The organism is Bacillus rugosus, from assembly GCF_023238245.1.
Taxonomy (GTDB): domain Bacteria; phylum Bacillota; class Bacilli; order Bacillales; family Bacillaceae; genus Bacillus; species Bacillus rugosus.
On record NZ_CP096590.1, the window covers coordinates 1,659,089 to 1,681,135 of the forward strand.

General features: G+C 45.2%; 21 protein-coding genes. 19 read left to right on the forward strand and 2 right to left on the reverse strand.

Annotated features, from left to right (window positions below; all coding sequences use genetic code 11):
• Positions 1-20: 20 nt before the first annotated feature.
• Positions 21-1,733 (reverse strand): tRNA modification protein RqcH, encoded by a 1,713-nt coding sequence (rqcH, locus tag M0696_RS08500; protein ID WP_222142804.1) that lies wholly within the window; start codon positions 1,731-1,733, stop codon positions 21-23.
• A gap of 121 nt (positions 1,734-1,854) precedes the next feature.
• Between rqcH and M0696_RS08505 the strand changes: the two genes are divergently transcribed.
• From M0696_RS08505 to spoVM, 17 genes are all read left to right on the forward strand, one after another.
• Positions 1,855-4,527, forward strand: a complete 2,673-nt coding sequence (locus tag M0696_RS08505; RefSeq protein ID WP_166853079.1) for a calcium-translocating P-type ATPase, SERCA-type — start codon at positions 1,855-1,857, stop codon at positions 4,525-4,527.
• Positions 4,528-4,609: 82 nt separating this feature from the next.
• A complete protein-coding gene (locus M0696_RS08510; RefSeq protein WP_222142805.1) occupies positions 4,610-5,485 on the forward strand; it encodes a YicC/YloC family endoribonuclease in 876 nt (291 codons plus the stop codon).
• A gap of 76 nt (positions 5,486-5,561) precedes the next feature.
• Complete coding sequence (gene remA, locus M0696_RS08515) at positions 5,562-5,831, forward strand: extracellular matrix/biofilm regulator RemA (protein ID WP_003154355.1); 270 nt, start codon at positions 5,562-5,564, stop codon at positions 5,829-5,831.
• A gap of 7 nt (positions 5,832-5,838) precedes the next feature.
• The gene (gmk, locus tag M0696_RS08520; RefSeq protein WP_010327898.1) at positions 5,839-6,453 is read left to right on the forward strand and encodes a guanylate kinase; all 615 of its coding nucleotides are present in this window, start codon (positions 5,839-5,841) and stop codon (positions 6,451-6,453) included.
• A 3-nt stretch (positions 6,454-6,456) separates the two neighbouring features.
• The gene (gene rpoZ, locus M0696_RS08525) at positions 6,457-6,660 is read left to right on the forward strand and encodes a DNA-directed RNA polymerase subunit omega (RefSeq protein ID WP_003221520.1); all 204 of its coding nucleotides are present in this window, start codon (positions 6,457-6,459) and stop codon (positions 6,658-6,660) included.
• Positions 6,661-6,741: 81 nt separating this feature from the next.
• The gene (gene coaBC / locus M0696_RS08530; protein ID WP_248602685.1) at positions 6,742-7,962 is read left to right on the forward strand and encodes a bifunctional phosphopantothenoylcysteine decarboxylase/phosphopantothenate--cysteine ligase CoaBC; all 1,221 of its coding nucleotides are present in this window, start codon (positions 6,742-6,744) and stop codon (positions 7,960-7,962) included.
• Positions 7,959-10,376 (forward strand): primosomal protein N', encoded by a 2,418-nt coding sequence (gene priA / locus M0696_RS08535; protein ID WP_222142807.1) that lies wholly within the window; start codon positions 7,959-7,961, stop codon positions 10,374-10,376. Before coaBC ends, priA begins: the two co-directional genes overlap by 4 nt.
• Positions 10,377-10,402: 26 nt before the next feature.
• Complete coding sequence (def, locus tag M0696_RS08540; RefSeq protein WP_222142808.1) at positions 10,403-10,885, forward strand: peptide deformylase; 483 nt, start codon at positions 10,403-10,405, stop codon at positions 10,883-10,885.
• Positions 10,886-10,889: 4 nt separating this feature from the next.
• Positions 10,890-11,843: a methionyl-tRNA formyltransferase gene (gene fmt / locus M0696_RS08545; RefSeq protein ID WP_222142809.1), complete on the forward strand. Its 954-nt coding sequence runs from the start codon at positions 10,890-10,892 to the stop codon at positions 11,841-11,843.
• Positions 11,830-13,173 carry a 16S rRNA (cytosine(967)-C(5))-methyltransferase RsmB gene (gene rsmB / locus M0696_RS08550; protein ID WP_222142810.1) on the forward strand — a complete coding sequence of 448 codons (1,344 nt, stop codon included), beginning with the start codon at positions 11,830-11,832 and terminating at the stop codon, positions 13,171-13,173. Before fmt ends, rsmB begins: the two co-directional genes overlap by 14 nt.
• A gap of 2 nt (positions 13,174-13,175) precedes the next feature.
• Entirely contained in the window at positions 13,176-14,267 is a 1,092-nt protein-coding gene (gene rlmN, locus M0696_RS08555) for a dual-specificity RNA methyltransferase RlmN (protein ID WP_166853064.1), read from the forward strand.
• A gap of 6 nt (positions 14,268-14,273) precedes the next feature.
• A complete protein-coding gene (prpC, locus tag M0696_RS08560; RefSeq protein ID WP_248602686.1) occupies positions 14,274-15,038 on the forward strand; it encodes a protein-serine/threonine phosphatase PrpC in 765 nt (254 codons plus the stop codon).
• Positions 15,032-16,978 (forward strand): serine/threonine protein kinase PrkC, encoded by a 1,947-nt coding sequence (gene prkC, locus M0696_RS08565; protein ID WP_248602687.1) that lies wholly within the window; start codon positions 15,032-15,034, stop codon positions 16,976-16,978. Before prpC ends, prkC begins: the two co-directional genes overlap by 7 nt.
• 14 nt (positions 16,979-16,992) lie before the next feature.
• Complete coding sequence (gene rsgA, locus M0696_RS08570; RefSeq protein ID WP_166853058.1) at positions 16,993-17,889, forward strand: ribosome small subunit-dependent GTPase A; 897 nt, start codon at positions 16,993-16,995, stop codon at positions 17,887-17,889.
• 4 nt (positions 17,890-17,893) lie between these two features.
• Positions 17,894-18,547 carry a ribulose-phosphate 3-epimerase gene (rpe, locus tag M0696_RS08575; protein ID WP_166853056.1) on the forward strand — a complete coding sequence of 218 codons (654 nt, stop codon included), beginning with the start codon at positions 17,894-17,896 and terminating at the stop codon, positions 18,545-18,547.
• Between the two features lie 69 nt (positions 18,548-18,616).
• On the forward strand, positions 18,617-19,261 hold the full coding sequence (locus tag M0696_RS08580) for a thiamine diphosphokinase (RefSeq protein WP_166853054.1): 645 nt from the start codon (positions 18,617-18,619) through the stop codon (positions 19,259-19,261).
• A 70-nt stretch (positions 19,262-19,331) separates the two neighbouring features.
• On the forward strand, positions 19,332-19,412 hold the full coding sequence (gene spoVM / locus M0696_RS08585; protein WP_003221545.1) for a stage V sporulation protein SpoVM: 81 nt from the start codon (positions 19,332-19,334) through the stop codon (positions 19,410-19,412).
• 72 nt (positions 19,413-19,484) lie between these two features.
• Here the strand turns inward: spoVM and rpmB are convergent, their stop codons facing one another.
• Positions 19,485-19,673: a 50S ribosomal protein L28 gene (gene rpmB / locus M0696_RS08590; protein WP_003221548.1), complete on the reverse strand. Its 189-nt coding sequence runs from the start codon at positions 19,671-19,673 to the stop codon at positions 19,485-19,487.
• 278 nt (positions 19,674-19,951) lie between these two features.
• Here rpmB and M0696_RS08595 point away from each other — a divergent pair, with 278 nt between their 5' ends.
• Positions 19,952-20,314 (forward strand): Asp23/Gls24 family envelope stress response protein, encoded by a 363-nt coding sequence (locus M0696_RS08595; RefSeq protein WP_166853052.1) that lies wholly within the window; start codon positions 19,952-19,954, stop codon positions 20,312-20,314.
• A gap of 15 nt (positions 20,315-20,329) precedes the next feature.
• On the forward strand, positions 20,330-21,988 hold the full coding sequence (locus tag M0696_RS08600) for a DAK2 domain-containing protein (RefSeq protein ID WP_166853050.1): 1,659 nt from the start codon (positions 20,330-20,332) through the stop codon (positions 21,986-21,988).
• Positions 21,989-22,047: the final 59 nt, after the last annotated feature.

Sequence of the window (22,047 nt, forward strand, 5' to 3'; positions counted from 1 at the left end):
CTGGCTTTTCTTTATGCGACTCAGCTTTTTTTCAGTTTGATGACAGTATCTGCATCAGGTGTGACAAAGACGGTATGCTGGCTGTCATAAGTGACGAAGCCGGGCTTCGCGCCGTTCGGTTTTTTGACATGCCTGATTTTTGTATAATCTACAGGCACTGAACTTGAATCTTTAGCTTTTGAAAAATAAGCTGCAATTGTTGCGGCTTCAATAATTGTTTGCTCATCCGGTTCGCTGCTTCTGATTACAACGTGGGAGCCTGGAATATCCTTCGTGTGAAGCCAAATATCGTCTCTGGCTGCCGCTCTTGTCGTTAAATATTCATTTTGGCGGTTGTTTTTACCTACTAAAATCGTTAAGCCTGAAGAGGATTCATAAGTTTCTAATACTGGGTTGTGCGGTTTTTGCTTTTTCTGTCCTTTTTGCTGCTTAGGCCGTAAATATTTGCCCTCCACAAGCTCCTCCCTGATTTCGCTGATATCTCGAGGAGAAGCGGACGAGAGTTGCTGAATCAGCTGATCAAAGTATTCGATCTCTTCCTGTGCCAGCCTGATTTGCTCTTCGACAACCGCGACCGAATTTTTCGCTTTCTGATACTTCGTGAAGTAGGCCTGCGCGTTTTCAGAAGGCGTTTTGTTCGGGTTTAAAGGAATCGTGATTGTCGGACTTTCTTCATCGTAATAGTTGATGACCTCAGCCTGTTTATCACCTTTTTTCAGCATATATAAGTTAGCAGTTAAAAGCTCCCCGTATAGCTGAAATTCCTTCGCGTTTTCCGAATACTCCAGTGTTTTTTCTAATTTTTTGATTTTGTTTGCATTCTTCTTCCGTTCATTGACAACAAACCGTTCAAGATCCTGGGCCTGCTGTTTGACCCGGTCTCGTTCAGCTTTTCCGAAATAAAAACGGTCGAGCAGCTCGCTTAATGAATCAAAACGGCGCGATTCTCCTTTTAGATGAGTCAGCTCCAGCAGGTAAAAATATTCTTTTCCGTTTACGGTCGTAATGTTGGGAATGAAACGGTGCTCTTTCACTTCGGCAAAAAGCTCCAGCAATGCTTTTGGCAGTGTGACTTGGTTGGCAAGACCGGCTCTATGAACCGCTTCTTTGGCAAAGAGCGGAGACACACCTGAAAAGTGCTCGACAATTTGTTTATCCAGCCGTCCTTCTTGAAAACTGAGATGACGTAAAATATCGTCTTCTGTCGCCTCAAGCGGCGAGATTTTGTTCTGCGCCGGCGGAAGTTTATAATCTTGGCCGGGCAGTACTGTACGGTAGCTGTTCATTGACGGCGATAAATGCTTAAGCCCGTCGATGATCACATTTTCTGCTCCATCGGTCAGAATGATATTGCTGTGGCGTCCCATAATTTCTACATAAAGCTTTCGGACGGTTTCATCACCAATTTCGTTCCGGCTTTTGATATGAAAAATCATAATGCGGTCTAAGCCCGCTTGTTCAATTTTCTCAATAAATCCGCCTTCAATATGCTTTCTCAGCAGCATGCAAAACATTGGCGGTTCGCTTGGGTTTTCATAAGCTTGTGTCGTGATGTGCACCCGTGAATAGCTCGGGTGTGCCGATAATAGTAGTTTTTGGTTTTTTCCATTGGCGCGGATGTGAAAAATCACATCGTGCTTATATGGCTGATGGACTTTCGTAATTCGTCCGCCCGTCATTTTCTCGTTAAGTTCTTGTGTCATTCCGTATGTAAACATGCCATCAAACGACATATGCAATACACCCTCTCATTCTTCCTGCATTCGATAATTATAGCATGAAATGGGACGAGTCAGAATAAGCATGCTTATAGAGTGATATCTCTATAAGAGAGCAGGGGAGTGGACGAGCGGAATGAAGTTTCATGAAATGGGACAAACAGATTTACTAGAGGCAACCAATACGTCCATGAAACAAGGATTAACAGAAAAAGAGGTGAAAAAACGCCTCGATAAGCATGGGCCAAACGAGCTGCAAGAAGGGAAAAAAACATCAGCGCTTCTCTTGTTTTTCGCGCAGTTCAAAGATTTTATGGTGCTTGTGCTTCTGGCAGCAACGTTAATCTCAGGATTTCTTGGTGAATACGTAGACGCGGTTGCGATTATTGCGATTGTGTTTGTGAATGGCATACTCGGTTTCTTTCAAGAAAGGCGTGCTGAGCAATCTCTACAGGCTTTAAAAGAGCTTTCAACACCGCATGTCATGGCGCTCAGGGAAGGTAGTTGGATAAAGATTCCTTCTAAAGAACTTGTGCCGGGTGATATTGTAAAATTTACGAGCGGAGACAGGATTGGCGCGGACGTTCGAATTGTCGAAGCGAGAAGCCTTGAAATAGAAGAATCAGCGCTGACCGGGGAATCAATCCCGGTTGTGAAGCATGCCGATAAATTGAAAAAACCGGATGTTTCGCTCGGCGATATTACGAATATGGCATTTATGGGAACGATTGTGACCCGCGGCAGCGGTGTCGGGGTCGTGGTTGGCACAGGAATGAATACGGCAATGGGGAAAATTGCTGATATGCTTGAATCGGCAGGGACACTGTCAACCCCGCTGCAAAGAAGACTGGAGCAGCTCGGGAAGATTTTAATTGTTGTTGCACTGCTTCTGACCGTACTTGTCGTTGCTGTCGGTGTCATCCAGGGTCACGATCTGTACAGCATGTTTTTAGCGGGTGTGTCGTTAGCGGTAGCCGCGATTCCGGAGGGGCTCCCGGCGATTGTCACAGTGGCGCTGTCGCTTGGTGTACAGCGGATGATTAAGCAAAAATCAATCGTAAGAAAGCTCCCTGCGGTTGAAACGCTTGGGTGTGCGTCTATCATTTGTTCTGATAAAACAGGGACAATGACGCAAAACAAAATGACGGTGACACATGTCTGGTCCGGAGGGAAAACATGGAGAGTGACAGGGGCAGGCTATGAACCGAAAGGAAGCTTCACACTGAACGAAAAAGAGATCAGCGTGAATGAGCATATGCCGCTTCAGCAAATGCTCCTGTTTGGAGCGCTTTGTAACAACTCTAATATTGAAAAAAGAGACGGAGAATATGTGCTTGACGGAGATCCAACTGAGGGAGCGCTGCTCACCGCAGCAAGAAAAGGCGGTTTTTCAAAGGAGTTTGTTGAATCTCATTACCGGGTAATTGAAGAATTTCCCTTTGATTCTGCACGGAAAATGATGACTGTCATTGTTGAGGATCAGGACAGAAAGCGGTATATCATTACAAAAGGCGCACCAGATGTGCTGATGCAGCGCTCTTCCCGTATTTTTTATGACGGCTCAGCAGCTCTTTTCTCAAATGAGAGAAAAGCAGAAACAGAGGCGGTATTAAGACATTTGGCATCACAGGCGCTCAGAACGATAGCGGTCGCCTACAGGCAGATAAAAGCAGGTGAAACACCGTCTATGGAGCAGGCGGAAAAAGATCTGACGATGCTCGGTCTTTCGGGCATCATTGATCCGCCGCGGCCCGAAGTCAGACAGGCGATTAAAGAATGCCGTGAAGCGGGAATTAAGACCGTCATGATTACCGGCGATCATGTGGAGACCGCAAAAGCGATAGCGAAAGACTTGCGTCTCCTTCCGAAAAACGGCAAAATCATGGACGGCAAGATGCTGAATGAACTTTCTCAAGAAGAGCTTTCTGATGTGGTGGAGAACGTGTATGTATTTGCCCGCGTTTCTCCTGAGCATAAACTGAAAATCGTGAAAGCCTATCAGGAAAACGGGCATATTGTGGCGATGACGGGAGACGGCGTCAATGACGCCCCAGCTATTAAACAAGCTGACATCGGAGTCGCTATGGGCGTTACCGGGACAGATGTGGCAAAAGAAGCGTCATCCCTTGTTCTCGTGGATGATAATTTTGCGACGATCAAATCTGCGATAAAAGAGGGCAGAAACATCTATGAAAATATCAGAAAGTTTATCAGATATCTGTTGGCTTCTAACGTCGGAGAAATTCTTGTCATGCTGTTTGCGATGCTCCTTGCCCTTCCTTTGCCGCTCGTGCCGATTCAGATTTTGTGGGTCAACTTGGTGACGGACGGATTGCCGGCAATGGCGCTCGGCATGGATCAGCCGGAAGGTGATGTGATGAAGCGGAAGCCTCGTCACCCGAAAGAAGGGGTGTTTGCCCGCAAGCTTGGATGGAAGGTCGTCTCCAGAGGGTTTTTAATCGGAGCTGCCACTATTTTAGCGTTTATCATTGTGTATCACCGTAATCCGGAGAATTTGGCTTATGCCCAGACAATCGCGTTTGCCACATTGGTGCTGGCTCAGCTTATTCACGTTTTTGACTGCCGCAGCGAGACCTCTGTTTTTTCCAGAAATCCGTTTCAAAATCTGTACTTAATCGGTGCAGTATTGTCATCAATTTTACTGATGCTTGTTGTGATCTACTATCCGCCGCTTCAGCCGATTTTCCATACCGTTGCCATCACGCCAGGAGACTGGATGCTCGTCATCGGCATGTCCGCCATTCCTACTTTTTTGCTGGCTGGGTCACTTTTGACAAGAAAAAAATAAATTCATATGATATAATCTTAGGGGTAATAGCATGTCTATTGCCCTTTTATTATGAGAACAGGGAAGAATTGGGTGTTTTAAAATGATACGAAGTATGACAGGCTTCGGCAGTGCAAGCAAAACACAAGATGATCTCTCTGTAAGCGTTGAACTTAAATCTGTGAACTACAGGTTTAAAGAAGTGAACGCTCGTTTGCCAAGGCCTTTGCTATATTTTGAAGATAAGCTGAAACAGACCATTCTGCAGCATATCCAGCGCGGAAGAATTGAGCTTTTCGTATCAGTTGACAGCGATATGCTTGTAGAGAAAAGGCTTGAAATTGATTGGCCGCTGCTTGATGAGTTTGTCGCAGCTGCGGGAAATATGAAGAAGCGGTATCAATTGTCTGCAGAGCCTGATGTAATGGATTTCTTTAAGCTTGACCATGTCGTCCAGATTCATGAAGAACAAACGCAAAATGACAAGCTGGAGGCGTTAATCACCGCTGCTGCAGAGGAAGCGGTAAAAGGTCTCTGTAAAATGCGTGAAAAAGAGGGGCTGCTTTTAGCGAAAGACTGCCTGAAGCATATTGATCAGCTTGAAGAGCTGGTGAAAGAAACTGAATTGCTGGCAGCGGATGTCGTATCTCGTTATCGGGAACAGCTGTACGCCAGAATAAAAGAATGGACTGAAGATGTATTAGACGAGAGCCGGCTTGTAACAGAATGTGCAATTTTTGCAGACCGCTCTGATATTACTGAAGAGATTACCAGGCTGAAGAGCCACTTCGCCCAGTTTCGTGATATATTAGCTGGTGGCGGAGCTGTCGGGCGCAAACTCGACTTTCTCGTTCAGGAGCTGAATCGGGAAGCAAATACAATTGGCTCAAAAGCAAATGATCATCAGATCACAAAGCTTGTCGTCGAAATGAAAAGTTCTATTGAAAAAATAAAAGAACAAGTGCAAAATATAGAATAGTGACTGTGCGTATTGTTTACAGACGGTCTTACTAGGCTAAACTAGAGACGTCTATTTTACAGGGGGAACGTAGAAGATGACGATTAAACTGATTAATATCGGATTTGGCAATATTATCTCCGCTAATCGGATGATTTCGATTGTCAGCCCGGAGTCTGCGCCAATCAAACGGATGATTCAGGATGCAAGAGACCGCGGAATGCTAATTGACGCTACATACGGACGAAGAACCCGTGCAGTTGTCGTCATGGATAGTGATCACATTATCTTATCTGCCGTCCAGCCTGAGACAGTTGCACACAGACTTTCTGTTAAAGAAGAAATTATGGATGAAGGGCAGGGATAATTGCCGCATGAAAGAAAGAGGGTTATTAATCGTTCTCTCAGGTCCCTCAGGAGTTGGTAAAGGAACGGTTCGGCAAGCGATCTTTTCGCAGGAAGACACAAAATTTGAATATTCGATTTCAGTAACCACAAGAAGTCCGCGAGAGGGCGAAGTGAACGGAGTCGATTATTTCTTCAAAACGAGAGAAGAATTCGAGCAAATGATTGCAGACAACAAGCTGCTTGAGTGGGCAGAGTATGTCGGCAATTATTACGGCACGCCTGTCGATTATGTTGAACAGACGCTTCAAGATGGAAAAGACGTTTTTTTAGAAATTGAAGTTCAAGGCGCTCTTCAAGTCAGAAATGCTTTCCCGGAAGGCCTGTTTATTTTCCTTGCGCCTCCAAGCCTTTCTGAACTGAAGAACAGAATCGTGACACGAGGAACAGAAACAGACGCTCTGATTGAAAATCGAATGAAAGCCGCAAAAGCTGAGATCGAAATGATGGATGCATATGATTATGTCGTTGAAAACGATAATGTTGAAAAGGCTTGCGATAAAATCAAAGCAATCGTTCTCGCTGAACACTTAAAGCGCGAGCGCGTTGCACCGAGATATAAGAAAATGCTGGAGGTTGAATAACAAATGTTAGATCCGTCAATTGACTCTTTAATGAATAAATTAGATTCTAAATACACGCTCGTGACTGTTTCTGCGAGACGTGCCCGTGAAATGCAAATCAAAAAAGACCAAATGATTGAACATACGATTTCACACAAATATGTAGGCAAAGCTTTAGAAGAAATTGATGCAGGCCTGCTTTCGTTTGAAAAGGAAGACCGCGAATAGTAGCACAAGTAGCAACCTATATCATGTAGGTTGTTATTTTTTTCCGTGCGGTTTTTGTAAAGTGCAGAGGGGGAGAAGTCATTGCTTAACAATCGAAATGTGTTACTTTGCGTGAGCGGAGGCATCGCTGTTTATAAAGCCTGTGCGTTAACGAGCAAGCTGGTTCAGGCAGGAGCAAATGTCAAAGTGATTATGACTGAATCAGCATGCCGTTTCGTCTCACCGCTGACATTTCAGGCATTGAGCCGCCACGAAGTATATACAGATACATTTAAAGAACAAAATCCAAGCGTCATTTCTCATATTGATGCCGCAGACTGGGCTGACTTGATTATCGTTGCGCCTGCTACGGCTAATGTGATTGGAAAACTGGCAAACGGTATCGCTGATGATATGCTGACAACAACATTGTTAGCAGCAACGGCTCCCGTATGGATCGCGCCGGCGATGAACGTTCACATGTATGACCACCCGGCAGTCAAACGAAATATTTCTGTTCTTTATCAGGATGGCTATCGTTTTATTGAGCCGAGCGAGGGTTATTTAGCGTGCGGTTATGTAGGAAAAGGGAGATTGGAAGAGCCTGAAAATATTGTGAAGCTAGCCGAAAAGCATTTTGCTGAGGAAAAAATCGCTCCTTTAGAAGGCAAACATGTGGTCATTACAGCTGGCCCGACCCGGGAAGCCATTGATCCTGTCCGATTTTTCACCAATAAATCAACGGGCAAGATGGGATACGCATTAGCGGAGGCGGCTGTCCAGCTCGGCGCACAGGTAACTTTAATCTCTGGCCCTGTTTCGTTGGAACAGCCGAAAGGCCTTGCTCAGTTTATCCCTGTTCAATCTGCCGCGGATATGCGCGATGCAGTCCTCTCTGTGTATGGCTCGAGTGATATTGTCATCAAAACAGCTGCGGTAGCCGATTTTACGCCGAAAACAGTATTTGACCATAAAATGAAAAAACAAGACGGCGGTATGACCCTTGAACTGAAAAGAACGGCCGATATTTTAAAAGAATTAGGCGAGAGAAAGCAGGAGCAGCTGTTGGTCGGATTTGCAGCTGAAACACAAGACATTGAACACTATGCGCGTAAAAAGCTCGCTGTCAAAAATCTTGATATGATTGTGGCAAATGATGTAAAAGCAAATGGGGCCGGTTTTGGTGCTGATACGAATATCGTAACAATCTTCTTCAAAGACGGGCGCAAACGCGAGCTTCCGATCATGTCTAAGCTTGATGTTTCTTTTGAAATTCTTCAGGAAATCGCAGCGCTCTCAAAACAAACCGGAGAGCGCTCATGAATTTTGCCGAAGTCATCGTTGATGTCAGCACCAAAAATATAGACAGGCCTTTTGATTACAAAATCCCAGACCATCTCAAAGGCATGATCAAAACGGGCATGCGAGTCATTGTACCGTTTGGCCCCCGTAAAATTCAAGGGTTTGTGACAGCTGTGAAAGAAGCATCCGATCTCTCGGGGAAATCTGTCAAGGAAGTAGAGGATTTATTAGACCTTACACCTGTTTTGACAGAGGAGCTTATGAATCTGTCATCATGGCTGTCCGACAAAACACTGTCTTTTAAAATAACGGCGCTACAAGCGATGCTGCCTGCCGCATTAAAGGCGAAATATGAAAAAGAGTTAAAAATCGTACACGGCGCTGATCTTCCGCCTCAAGTTGAACGGCTGTTTTCTGAAACAAAGACTCTTCTGTATTCGGATATACCCGATCACGATACGCTGAAACTGATTCAAAAGCATGTTCAAAAAGGCAGCATTGATGTGACGTATAAAGTTGCGCAAAAAACCAATAAAAAAATGGTCAGGCATATTCAGGCAAATGCCAGTAAAGAAGAGCTTAGCAAGCAAGCTGAGGGATTATCCCGCCAAGCGGCCAAGCAGCAGGCGCTTCTTCACTTTTTCATCACTGAGCCGGAAGGGGTGAAAATCCCTGCGGCGGATTTGTGCAAAAAAACGGACGCGAGCTCTGCGACCATCAAAACCCTTATCCAAAAAGGGCTATTGCAGGAAAGCTATGAAGAGGTTTACAGAGATCCCTATCAGGACAAAATGTTCAAAAAAACAGAGCCGCTCCCGCTGACAGACGAACAGAGCGCTGCCTTTCAGCCAATACGCCAGACGTTGGACAACGATGAGCATAAAGTGTTCCTTCTTCACGGCGTAACAGGAAGCGGAAAAACAGAAATTTATCTGCAATCGATTGAGAAAGTACTGGCGAAAGGAAAAGAAGCCATCGTCCTCGTACCGGAAATATCGCTGACACCGCAGATGGTCAATCGCTTCAAGGGGCGTTTTGGCTCTCAGGTAGCAGTCATGCACAGCGGATTATCCACAGGGGAAAAATATGATGAGTGGCGTAAAATCCACCGGAAGGAAGTGCGGCTTGTCGTCGGCGCCAGATCGGCTATTTTTGCACCGTTTGAAAATCTCGGAATGATTATCATCGATGAAGAGCATGAATCCTCTTATAAGCAAGAAGAAATGCCGCGCTATCATGCAAAAGAGGTGGCGATCAAACGGGCTGAGCATCATAGCTGTCCGGTTGTGCTGGGAAGTGCTACGCCGACATTAGAGTCATATGCACGGGCGCAAAAGGGTGTGTACGAGCTTCTTTCGTTGAAGCACCGCGTTAACCATCAGGTAATGCCTGAGGTTTCGCTTGTCGATATGAGAGAGGAGCTCAGAAACGGCAATCGCTCGATGTTTTCAGTTGAATTGATGGAGAAGCTTGAAGAAACGATTGCCAAGGGCGAGCAGGCAGTGCTGTTTTTAAATAAAAGAGGCTATTCTTCGTTTGTGATGTGCAGGGATTGCGGATATGTCCCACAATGCCCGCATTGCGACATTTCCATGACGTATCATCGTTATGGCCAGAGACTGAAATGCCATTATTGCGGGCATGAAGAGCCTGTCCCGCATAATTGTCCCGAATGCGCAAGTGAGCATATCCGCTTTTTCGGAACGGGTACACAACGAGTGGAGGAAGAGCTGACGAAAGTTCTGCCAAATGCAAGAGTGATTCGGATGGATGTTGACACGACCTCGCGGAAAGGCGCCCATGAAAAATTATTGTCAGCTTTCGGAGAAGGAAAAGCAGATATTCTTCTCGGAACGCAAATGATCGCGAAAGGGCTTGATTTTCCGAATGTCACCCTTGTCGGAGTGTTAAGCGCTGATACAACACTCCATATTCCTGATTTCAGATCGGCCGAAAAAACATTTCAGCTGTTAACACAAGTCAGCGGCCGGGCAGGAAGGCATGAAAAACCCGGCCATGTGATCATTCAAACATACACACCGTCCCATTACAGCATCCAGCTGACGAAGACGCACGATTATGAAACGTTCTATCAGCATGAAATGGCGCACAGGAGAGAGCAATCCTATCCGCCTTATTACTATTTGGCTCTTGTGACTGTTTCTCATGAGGAAGTAGCGAAAGCAGCTGTTACGGCTGAAAAAATCGCTCATTTCTTGAAAGAGAACTGCGGAGCTGACACGAAAATTCTTGGGCCGAGCGCGTCGCCGATAGCCAGGATCAAAGATAGATATCGCTATCAATGCGTGATAAAATACAAACAGGAAAACCAGTTATCCGCTTTATTGAAGAAAATACTGGAACATTATAAACGAGAAATTGAACAAAAGCATGTAATGATTTCAATTGATATGAATCCTTATATGATGATGTAAGATCTCACGTCTTGGAGGGTAACAAATTGGCAGTGAAAAAGGTCGTCACACATCCAGCGGAGGTTTTGGAAACACCGGCGGAAAGCGTGACTGTTTTTGATAAGAAGCTAAAAAAACTGCTTGATGATATGTACGACACCATGCTTGAAATGGATGGAGTCGGACTGGCAGCGCCGCAGATCGGCATTTTAAAAAGGGTGGCTGTCGTAGATACCGGGGATAACAGCGGCAGAATCGATCTCGTTAATCCCGAGATTGTAGAAAAAAGCGGTGAGCAAACCGGAATTGAAGGATGCCTGAGCTTTCCTGGCATCTATGGTGATGTCACACGTGCCGATTATGTCAAAGTGCGTGCATTTAACCGTCAGGGAAAACCATTCATTCTGGAAGCGCGAGGCTTTTTAGCGAGAGCCGTGCAGCACGAAATGGACCACTTAGACGGTGTGCTGTTTACATCTAAAATTAGTAAATACTATACAGAAGATGAACTAGCGGATATGGAAGGATGATTTGATGACGAGAATCGTATTTATGGGGACGCCGGATTTTTCAGTTCCTGTTTTAAGAACCCTGATCGAGGATGGTTATGAAGTAGTGGGGGTCGTCACACAGCCGGACCGTCCGAAGGGCAGAAAAAAAGTACTGACACCGCCTCCGGTAAAGGAAGAAGCAGTGCGTCACGGCATCCCGGTTCTTCAGCCGGAAAAAGTCAGATTGAAAGAAGAAATTGAGAAAGTGCTGGCATTAAAGCCTGACCTTATTGTAACAGCAGCATTTGGGCAAATTTTGCCTAAGGAGCTTCTCGACAGCCCGAAATACGGCTGCATTAACGTTCACGCGTCTCTTTTGCCGGAATTGCGCGGAGGGGCTCCGATCCATTACTCCATTCTGCAGGGGAAGAAAAAAACCGGTGTTACCATTATGTATATGGTAGAAAAATTGGATGCAGGCGATATGATCTCAAAAGTGGAAGTGGACATTGAAGAAACCGACAATGTCGGAACACTGCACGATAAATTAAGCGTAGCTGGCGCGAAGCTATTGTCTGAAACGGTTCCAAACGTCATAGCAGGGAGCATATCACCTGAAAAACAGGATGAAGAGAAAGCGACATATGCGCCTAACATCAAAAGGGAGCAAGAGCTGCTCGACTGGTCAAAAACGGGTGAAGAGCTTTACAACCAGGTCCGCGGCTTAAATCCTTGGCCTGTTGCCTATACAACTCTAAATGGACAAAACTTAAAAGTGTGGGCGTCGAAAAAAACATCCGCACCAACAAAAGCAGAGCCCGGCACAGTCGTTGCGGTTGAAAAGGAAGGGATTATTGTTGCCACAGGTAACGATACGGCCCTGTTATTAACCGAACTTCAGCCAGCCGGCAAAAAGCGCATGAAAGGCGAGGATTTTGTGCGCGGCGCTCATGTTGAAGCTGGTGAAAAGTTAGGAGTAAACAATGAAAAAAAATAGTGTTCGTGATATCGCCCTTGAGGCGCTGATCAAACTAGAACAAAACCAGGCATACAGCAACCTGCTCCTGAAATCGGTCATTAAATCAAATGAACTGAGTGATCAGGACAGAGGGCTTTTGACTGAACTTGTCTACGGGACATTGCAAAATAAGATCGCGCTTGATTATATGCTCAAACCGTTTATTAATAAGCCTCAAAAAGTAAAGCCGTGGGTGATTCAGCTTCTTCGCCTCTCTTTATATCAAATGGAGTATCTGGAGAAGATTCCAGACAGGGCCGCCATTCATGAAGCAGTCGAGATTGCTAAAATCCGCGGACACAAGGGCATTGCTTCATTTGTCAACGGTGTGCTGCGTTCCATACAGCGTGAAGGAGTTCCATCCTTTGACGCCATCGAAGATCCTGTCCGCCGGTTGGCGACAGAAACAAGCCATCCGGAATGGCTCGTGAAAGAGTGGGCGGATGCGTATGGATTTGATGCGGCTGAAAAGATTTGCCGCATCCACCTTATTCCGCCGAAGCAGACACTGCGTATCAATCAAATGAAAGCAGACAGAGCGGATTTGCTTGATCAAATGGCTGCTGAGGGAATCGAAGTTGAAAAAGGTGACCTTGCAGAAGACGCGGTGAAGCTTTTAAAGGGATCAATCGCTGGAACTCATTTCTTCCAAAACGGTGAAGTTTCCATTCAGGATGAGAGCTCCATGCTCGTTGCCCGCGCTCTTGATCCTAGGCCCGGTGAAACGGTGCTTGACGCGTGTGCTGCGCCTGGCGGAAAGTCAGCTCATATCGGAGAATTGATGGAGAACAAGGGAAGCATTACGTCGCTTGACCTTCACAAGCATAAAGTGAAGCTGATCAAAGAAGCTGCAGACCGGCTTGGGCTTACAATCATTAACGCGAAATCAATGGATGCGAGAAAAGCAGGAGAAACGTTTGAAAATGGACAGTTTGACCGGATATTGGTCGATGCGCCGTGCTCAGGTTTTGGCGTGATCCGAAGAAAGCCGGACATGAAATACACGAAAAAGCCTGACGACAGCGCACGGCTTTCTGAAATCCAGCTGTCGATTTTGAGGGAAATCGCACCATTAGTAAAAAAAGGTGGCACTCTTGTCTACAGTACGTGTACAATGGACCGGACAGAAAATGAAGAAGTAATACATGCGTTTATACAAGAACATCCTGATTTTGAACCCGATTTGTCTCTTGAAAAGCGGCTGCCCGAAAAGGCGAGACCCTTTGTTCGGGATGGAAGGGTGCAAATCCTTCCTCATTATTTCGGAACAGATGGTTTCTTTATTTGCAGCATGAGAAAGAAGGGATAACAATGGCAGAACTTAAAAAAACAAAAGCTAGAAAAGAATTGCGGACAGAGCGTCCGTCTATTTATTCTTTTGAATTAGATGAAATCAAACAATGGCTGACAGACAACGGAGAGAAGCCGTTCCGCGCGGCACAGATCTTTGAATGGCTATATGAAAAACGCGTATCTTCTTTTGAAGAAATGACAAACCTGTCAAAGGATCTGCGTGAGAAATTAAGCACTCATTTTGTGCTAACAACGCTGAAAACGGCTGTTAAGCAAACCTCTCAAGACGGTACGATGAAATTTTTGTTCGAGCTTCATGACGGTTATACAATCGAAACCGTTTTAATGAGACACGAGTATGGCAATTCTGTATGTGTAACGACTCAAGTAGGCTGCCGTATTGGCTGTACATTCTGCGCGTCAACGCTCGGAGGTTTAAAACGAAACCTTGAAGCGGGTGAAATTGTCGCTCAAGTACTCAAAGTTCAAAAAGCATTAGATGAAACGGATGAACGCGTCAGCTCCGTGGTGATCATGGGAATCGGTGAACCTTTTGATAACTTTAATGAAATGCTCGCTTTCTTGAAAATCATTAACCATGACAAGGGCCTGAATATTGGTGCTCGCCATATTACGGTTTCTACAAGCGGAATCATCCCGAAAATTTACGAATTCGCTGATCAGCAAATGCAGATTAACTTTGCGATTTCTCTGCACGCGCCGAACACAGAAATCAGAAGCCGTTTAATGCCGATTAACAGAGCGTACAAGCTGCCTGACTTAATGGAAGCCGTTAAATATTATATTAATAAAACGGGACGCCGTATCAGCTTTGAATACGGGCTGTTCGGGGGTGTAAACGACCAGGTCGAGCACGCTGAAGAACTTGCCGACTTGCTGGAAGGAGTCAAATGCCACGTGAACTTGATTCCGGTAAACTACGTGCCTGAACGGGATTATGTGCGCACACCGCGTGATCAGATTTTTGCTTTTGAGAAAACGCTGAAATCCCGCGGAGTAAATGTCACAATCCGAAGAGAGCAAGGACATGACATTGATGCAGCCTGCGGTCAGCTTCGCGCGAAGGAGCGTCAAGACGAGACGAGGTGATGAGGGTTGTTAACAGCCTTAAAAACAGATACAGGAAAAATCCGCCAGCATAATGAAGATGATGCGGGGATATTCAAGGGGAAAGATGAATTTGTATTAGCGGTTGTCGCTGATGGCATGGGCGGCCATCTTGCTGGAGATGTTGCAAGCAAGATGGCTGTGAAAGCCATGGGGGAGAAATGGAATGAAGCAGAGGTGATTCCAGTTGCGCCTTCAGAATGTGAAAAATGGCTTATTGAACAGATTCTTGCGGTAAACAGCAAAATATACGATCATGCCCAAGCCCACGAGGAATGCCAAGGCATGGGGACGACGATTGTCTGTGCGCTTTTTACGGGGAAAACGGTTTCTGTTGCTCATATAGGTGACAGCAGATGCTATTTGCTTCAGGACGATGATTTCATCCAAGTGACAGAAGATCATTCGCTTGTAAATGAACTGGTTCGCACTGGGGAGATTTCCAGAGAAGACGCTGAACATCATCCGCGTAAAAATGTGTTGACGAAAGCACTTGGAACAGACCAGTCAGTCAGCATTGACACACGTTCCTTTGACATTGAAGCCGGGGACAAACTGCTTCTATGTTCTGACGGACTGACCAATAAAGTGGAAGGCACTGAGTTAAAAGACATCCTGCAAAGCGATTCAGCTCCTCAGGAAAAAGTAAACCTGCTTGTGGACAAAGCCAATCAGAATGGCGGGGAAGACAACATTACAGCAGTTTTGCTTGAGCTTGCTTTACATGTTGAAGAGGGTGAAGATCAGTGCTAATCGGCAAGCGGATCAGCGGACGTTACCAAATTCTCCGCGTTATAGGCGGCGGGGGAATGGCCAACGTTTATTTAGCTGAGGATATCATTCTAGACCGTGAAGTCGCAATCAAAATCCTGCGGTTTGACTATGTGAACGACAATGAGTTTATCAGGCGTTTCCGCAGAGAAGCCCAATCCGCATCAAGCCTCGATCACCCGAATATTGTAAGCATTTACGATTTGGGCGAGGAAGATGATATCTATTATATTGTCATGGAATACGTTGAGGGCATGACGCTTAAAGAATACATAACAGCAAACGGGCCGCTTCACCCTAAAGAAGCGCTGGACATCATGGAGCAAATTGTCTCAGCCATCGCTCATGCCCATCAAAATCAGATTGTTCACAGAGATATTAAGCCGCATAACATATTGATTGACCACATGGGAAATATCAAAGTGACGGATTTCGGAATTGCGACAGCACTAAGTTCGACCACAATTACCCATACCAATTCTGTGCTGGGCTCAGTCCATTACTTATCACCTGAACAGGCGCGGGGCGGTTTGGCGACAAAAAAATCGGATATTTATGCGCTAGGAATCGTTCTTTTTGAGCTTTTAACCGGCCGTATCCCGTTTGATGGGGAATCGGCAGTCAGCATCGCCTTAAAGCATCTTCAGGCGGAAACCCCTTCGGCGAGAAGGTGGAATCCGTCAGTACCCCAAAGCGTTGAAAACATCATACTAAAGGCAACTGCCAAAGATCCTTTTCATCGCTACGAAACGGCTGAAGACATGGGAGCGGATATCCAAACAGCTTTTGATGCCGACAGACTCAATGAAAAGAGATTTACGGTTCAAGAAGATGAAGAAATGACAAAAGCGATTCCTATCATTAAAGATGAAGAGCTTGCTAAAGCTGCTGGCGAAAAAGAAGCTGAAGTAACATCCACCCAAGACAATAAAACAAAGAAAAACGGCAAAAGAAAAAAGTGGCCATGGATTTTGCTCACAATATGCATCGTTTTCATTACAGCTGGAATTCTCGCTGTCACCGTTTTTCCGTCGCTTTTTATGCCTGAAGATGTCAAAATACCTGATGTCTCCGGAATGGAATACGAAAAGGCGGCAGGCCTCTTGGAAAAAGAGGGTTTGCAGGTTGATTCCGAGGTTTTGGAAATCTCAGATGAGAAAATTGAAGAAGGCCTGATGGTAAAAACGGATCCTAAAGCGGATTCCACAGTTAAAGAAGGCGCAACGGTCACGCTTTATAAAAGTACCGGAAAAGCTAAAACCGAGATCGGTGATGTTACAGGCCAAACGGTCGATCAGGCAAAAAAAGCGTTAAAGGAACAAGGGTTTAAACATGTAACCGTGAATGAAGTGAATGACGAGAAAAGCGCTGGCACTGTCATTGAACAGAATCCGTCAGCAGGGACTGAGCTTGTGCCGAGTGAAGATCAAGTCAAACTCACAGTCAGTATCGGACCCGAAGACATTACGCTTAGAGACTTGAAAACTTACAGTAAAGAAGCAGCGTCTGGATATCTGGAAGACAACAGACTAAAATTGATAGAAAAAGAAGCATACTCAGATGACGTTCCAGAAGGACAGGTTGTCAAACAAAAACCAGCAGCAGGAGCGGCAGTAAAGCCGGGAAACGAAGTTGAAGTGACATTCTCTCTGGGACCTGAGAAAAAACCTGCGAAAACAGTGAAAGAAAAGGTCGAGATCCCCTACGAGCCAGAAAATGAAGGGGACGAGCTTGAAGTGCAAATCGCAATTGACGATGCGGATCACAGCATCTCTGACACTTACGAAGAATTTAAGATAAAAGAGCCGACTGAACGGACGATTGAACTAAAGATTGAACCCGGCCAAAAAGGGTACTATCAAGTAATGGTAAACAATAAAGTCGTCAGCTACAAAACCATTGAGTATCCGAAAGATGAATAACAAGGAGGGAAAATATGCCTGAGGGCAAAATTATTAAGGCGCTAAGCGGCTTTTACTATGTACTGGATGAATCAGAGGATTCGGATAAAGTAATACAATGCAGAGGAAGAGGCATTTTCAGAAAAAACAAAATCACCCCTCTCGTCGGTGATTACGTTGTATATCAGGCTGAAAATGACAAAGAAGGCTATCTTTTAGAAATTAAAGAAAGAACCAATGAGCTTATCAGGCCGCCAATTTGCAATGTCGATCAAGCGGTCCTTGTTTTCTCAGCGGTTCAGCCTTCTTTCAGCACGGCATTGCTCGACCGCTTCCTGGTTCTCGTTGAGGCCAATGATATTCAGCCGATTATATGCATTACAAAAATGGATCTTCTTGAAGATCAAGATACACAAGATGCGATTCAAGCCTATGCAGAAGACTACCGAAATATTGGTTATGACGTGTATCTCACCTCCTCTAAGAACCAAGACAGTTTAGCGGACATCATCCCGCATTTTCAAGACAAAACAACGGTATTTGCCGGTCAGTCCGGTGTTGGAAAATCCTCGCTTCTCAACGCGATCAGTCCGGAGCTTGGTTTAAGAACAAACGAGATTTCCGAACATTTGGGCCGCGGGAAACACACTACCCGCCACGTGGAGCTGATTCACACGTCCGGAGGCTTGGTTGCGGATACTCCGGGATTCAGCTCACTTGAATTTACAGACATTGAGGAAGAAGAGCTTGGCTATACCTTCCCTGATATCAGAGAAAAAAGCTCTTCATGCAAATTTAGAGGCTGTTTACATCTAAAAGAGCCAAAATGTGCGGTGAAACAAGCCGTTGAAGACGGGGAATTAAAGCAGTACCGCTATGACCATTATGTTGAATTTATGACGGAGATAAAAGACAGAAAGCCGAGGTATTAGCATAATGATAAAGGTTGCACCATCTATTCTTTCCGCTGATTTTGCCGCTTTAGGCAATGAGATTAAAGATGTAGAAAAGGGCGGAGCCGATTGTATTCATATTGATGTCATGGACGGCCATTTTGTCCCGAATATCACGATCGGTCCGCTGATTGTAGAAGCTGTCCGGCCAGTAACAGATCTGCCGCTTGATGTTCATTTAATGATAGAAGAGCCGGATCGTTACATCCCGGCTTTCGCGAAAGCCGGCGCAGATATCCTGTCCGTGCATGCTGAGGCATGTCCGCACCTGCACCGTACTATCCAGCTCATTAAGGAACAAGGTGTAAAGGCCGGTGTTGTTCTAAACCCGCACACGCCTGTACAAGTCATCGAACATGTTTTCGACGACCTTGATCTTGTTCTGTTAATGACGGTGAACCCGGGATTTGGCGGGCAGAAATTTATTCATTCCGTCCTTCCTAAAATCAAAGAGGTTAAGCGAATGGCGGATGAAAGAGGAAAAAAAGAGCTGTTAATTGAAGTAGACGGCGGCGTCAACAAGGAAACCGCTCCGTTAGTTATTGAAGCGGGTGCAAATTTACTCGTTGCCGGTTCAGCTGTTTATGGCCAGTCCGACCGCAAAAAAGCAATTTCTGAAATCAGAGGAAGTAAATAAGCAGCAAAAAAAGAGCTGGGCATACAGAGCCTAAGCTCTTTTTCCTGTATGCAGAGAAAGGAATCAGAGATGAAAACAATCAATATTGTTGCGGGAGGCCCTAAAGATCTCATTCCTGATCTAACGAGCTATACGGCTGAGCACATCCTTTGGGTCGGTGTTGACAAAGGCACCGTCACTCTCTTAGATGCCGGGATCATTCCTGATGAAGCCTTTGGAGATTTTGACAGCATAACAGAGCAAGAACGCCGCCGGATTGAAAAAGCCGCTCCCGCTCTCCATGTGTATCAAGCAGAAAAAGATCAAACAGATTTAGACCTCGCCCTTGATTGGGCGCTGGAAAAACAGCCGGATATCATTCAGATTTTCGGCATTACAGGCGGCAGAGCTGATCATTTTTTAGGAAACATTCAGCTTCTGTATAGAGGTGTAAAAACGAATATAAAAATTAGGCTGATAGACAAACAAAATCATATTCAAATGTTCCCTCCCGGTGAATATGATATTGAGAAGGATGAAAACAAGCGATATATCTCCTTTATACCGTTTTCCGAAGAAATACATGAACTGACCCTGACCGATTTTAAATATCCGCTAAATAAGTGTCATATTCCGCTTGGTTCAACACTATGTATTAGTAACGAACTCATTCATTCACGAGGTACTTTTTCGTTTGCAAAAGGCATATTAATAATGATAAGAAGCACGGATTAGCATGTGCTTTCATTCATTTGCTGAAATCAATGAACAGGCGGTTACGGGACGTTATAGGAGGGGACAAAAAATGAAATTTTACACCATTAAATTGCCGAAGTTTTTAGGAGGAATTGTCCGGGCGATGCTGGGCTCATTTAGAAAAGATTAATGCCCAGGGGTTCAAAGCCCTCTTTCACCACATAAAAACGCCTGCCACTTATCGAGGCAGGCGTTCATTTTGTTATACACGCTCAACTTTACCGGATTTCAAAGCTCGAGCAGATACATATACTTTTTTAGGTTTTCCGTTCACAAGGATACGAACCTTTTGAAGATTCGCGCCCCAAGTGCGCTTAGAAGCGTTCATTGCGTGAGAACGGTTATTCCCAGCTGTTGTTTTTTTACCTGTGATAACGCATTTACGTGCCATTTGTTTCCCTCCTCACTTGCACAAAACATCTACTTTTTAACATTCATATAATCTTAGATGCTTTCGATATGGATACTTTAAATAATTTACCACAGCTAAAAAACGTTTGCAACTATTGTTTCATCATCTTTCAAGAAAATTCACTTGACATCTTGCGGAAACAGCGGTGCTATAGTATATGTAGAGGGACGGGCAGCAATAGCCGGGTCTTTTCTTTTCATAATGGAAACCATATAGTAGAATAGCTGTAACTCTATGCATTCGAAGGAGGAACTAGTGTGTCCATTGAATTAAGAACGAAATACGGGCAGATTGATATATCTAATGAAGTCATTGCGATGGTTGCAGGAGGCGCGGCGATTGACTGTTACGGCATTGTTGGCATGGCCTCTAAAAAACAGATTAAAGACGGACTGACTGAGATCCTTCGGAAAGAGAATTTCAGCAGGGGTGTCCAAGTTCGCCAAGAAGGAGAACAGATACATATTGACATGTATATCATTGTCGGCTATGGCACGAAAATTTCTGAAGTGGCACATAATGTCCAAACAAAAGTAAAGTACACAGTAAATCAAACCATCGGGCTGGCAGTGGACTCTGTTAATATTTATGTCCAAGGCGTCCGAGTGACGAACCCGTAGTTAGGAGGAGTAGGATTGTCTATCAGAACATTAGACGGCAGAACCTTTGCCGAGATGATTCTTGCGGGAGCGCAGAATCTGTCTCAAAACGCGAGTGCGGTTGATGCGCTGAACGTGTTTCCGGTGCCGGATGGCGATACTGGAACAAACATGAACCTGTCGATGACTTCCGGAGCAAGAGAAGTGGAGCAAATGGATACGGATGATATCGGAAAGGTGGGCTCCGCGTTATCTAAAGGATTGCTCATGGGAGCACGCGGAAATTCAGGAGTGATCCTGTCCCAATTGTTCCGCGGATTCAGTAAAAGCATTGAAACGAAAAAAGAAATTAATGCGCTGGAGTTTGCCGCTTCACTGCAAGCAGGTGTTGATATGGCGTATAAAGCTGTCATGAAACCTGTAGAGGGCACCATTTTAACAGTAGCAAAAGACGCTGCGAAAAAAGCGATAACACTGGCAGAAAAAGAAACCGATATCATAGCGCTCATGACTGCAGTAACAGAAGAAGCAGAGGCGTCTTTAAACCGGACCCCTGAATTGCTTCCTGTCCTGAAGGAAGTAGGAGTCGTCGACAGCGGCGGCAAAGGCCTGCTTTGTGTATATGAAGGTTTCCTTGCTTCATTAAAAGGTGAAACTGTGTCTCAGAAAGCCGTTCTTCCGTCACTTGATGACATGGTCAGTGCAGAGCATCATAAGAGCGCGCAAAGCATGATGAATACCGAAGATATTGAATTTGGTTTTTGTACCGAAGTGATGGTAAAGCTCGATCAGACAAAAAGAGAATTCGACGAAGGTGCGTTCAGACAAGACCTCAGCCAGTTCGGTGATTCTCTGTTGGTTATTGCGGATGAATCATTGGCGAAGGTTCATATTCATGCTGAAGAGCCGGGAAACGTGTTAAACTATGCCCAGCATTACGGTGAATTAATCAAAATTAAAATAGAAAATATGAGAGAGCAGCATACCTCCATCATCAGTCAGGAAAGCAAGCCTGCTGACAACAAACCGTCGGCGAAGCAGCCGTATGGCATTGTAACTGTGGTGATGGGAGAAGGCATTTCGGACTTATTCAAAAGCATCGGTGCTTCTGTTGTGATCGAAGGCGGACAGACCATGAACCCGAGCACTGAGGATATTGTCGAGGCCGTGAAATCTGTAAATGCAGAAACGGTGTTCATCTTACCAAATAACTCCAACATCATCATGGCAGCTAATCAAGCGGCCAGTGTAATGGATGAACAGGTTTTTGTCATTCCGGCCAAAACGGTTCCGCAAGGGATGTCAGCCCTGCTGGCATTTAATCCGGATCAGGAAGCTGAAGCCAACGAAGCCAATATGCTCAGCGCCATTCAGCAAGTGAAAAGCGGACAGGTGACGTACTCAGTCAGAGATACTCATATTGACGGCAAAGACATTAAAAAAGGCGACTTTATGGGAATTCTGAATGGAACGATTATCGGCACAGCTGTAGATCAGCTGTCAGCCGCGAAAATGCTGCTGTCAGAAATGATCGGAGAAAACGACGAAATTGTCACCATCCTATATGGTGAGGATGCGTCTCAGGAAGAAGCTGAGGAGCTTGAAGCGTTTCTCGGTGAAAAGTACGAGGAGATTGAGGTTGAGATCCACAACGGAAAACAGCCGCTGTATTCGTATATAGTTTCTGTAGAATAGAAGGGCAATTTGCCCTTCTATTCTTATGTCTGCTTTTAAGTGCGGCAGCGCTGTAACGC

Excerpts from the sequence above, each read along its gene's own strand:
- rqcH (WP_222142804.1), bottom strand. The coding sequence starts at position 1,733 with ATGTCGTTTGATGGCATGTTTACATACGGAATGACACAAGAACTTAAC.
- fmt (WP_222142809.1), top strand. The coding sequence starts at position 10,890 with ATGACGAGAATCGTATTTATGGGGACGCCGGATTTTTCAGTTCCTGTT.
- rpmB (WP_003221548.1), bottom strand. The coding sequence starts at position 19,673 with ATGGCACGTAAATGCGTTATCACAGGTAAAAAAACAACAGCTGGGAAT.
- rpe (WP_166853056.1), top strand. The coding sequence starts at position 17,894 with ATGATAAAGGTTGCACCATCTATTCTTTCCGCTGATTTTGCCGCTTTA.
- rsgA (WP_166853058.1), top strand. The coding sequence starts at position 16,993 with ATGCCTGAGGGCAAAATTATTAAGGCGCTAAGCGGCTTTTACTATGTA.
- priA (WP_222142807.1), top strand. The coding sequence starts at position 7,959 with ATGAATTTTGCCGAAGTCATCGTTGATGTCAGCACCAAAAATATAGAC.
- remA (WP_003154355.1), top strand. The coding sequence starts at position 5,562 with ATGACGATTAAACTGATTAATATCGGATTTGGCAATATTATCTCCGCT.
- M0696_RS08510 (WP_222142805.1), top strand. The coding sequence starts at position 4,610 with ATGATACGAAGTATGACAGGCTTCGGCAGTGCAAGCAAAACACAAGAT.
- gmk (WP_010327898.1), top strand. The coding sequence starts at position 5,839 with ATGAAAGAAAGAGGGTTATTAATCGTTCTCTCAGGTCCCTCAGGAGTT.
- M0696_RS08580 (WP_166853054.1), top strand. The coding sequence starts at position 18,617 with ATGAAAACAATCAATATTGTTGCGGGAGGCCCTAAAGATCTCATTCCT.
- rpoZ (WP_003221520.1), top strand. The coding sequence starts at position 6,457 with ATGTTAGATCCGTCAATTGACTCTTTAATGAATAAATTAGATTCTAAA.
- rlmN (WP_166853064.1), top strand. The coding sequence starts at position 13,176 with ATGGCAGAACTTAAAAAAACAAAAGCTAGAAAAGAATTGCGGACAGAG.
- rsmB (WP_222142810.1), top strand. The coding sequence starts at position 11,830 with ATGAAAAAAAATAGTGTTCGTGATATCGCCCTTGAGGCGCTGATCAAA.
- spoVM (WP_003221545.1), top strand. The coding sequence starts at position 19,332 with ATGAAATTTTACACCATTAAATTGCCGAAGTTTTTAGGAGGAATTGTC.
- M0696_RS08505 (WP_166853079.1), top strand. The coding sequence starts at position 1,855 with ATGAAGTTTCATGAAATGGGACAAACAGATTTACTAGAGGCAACCAAT.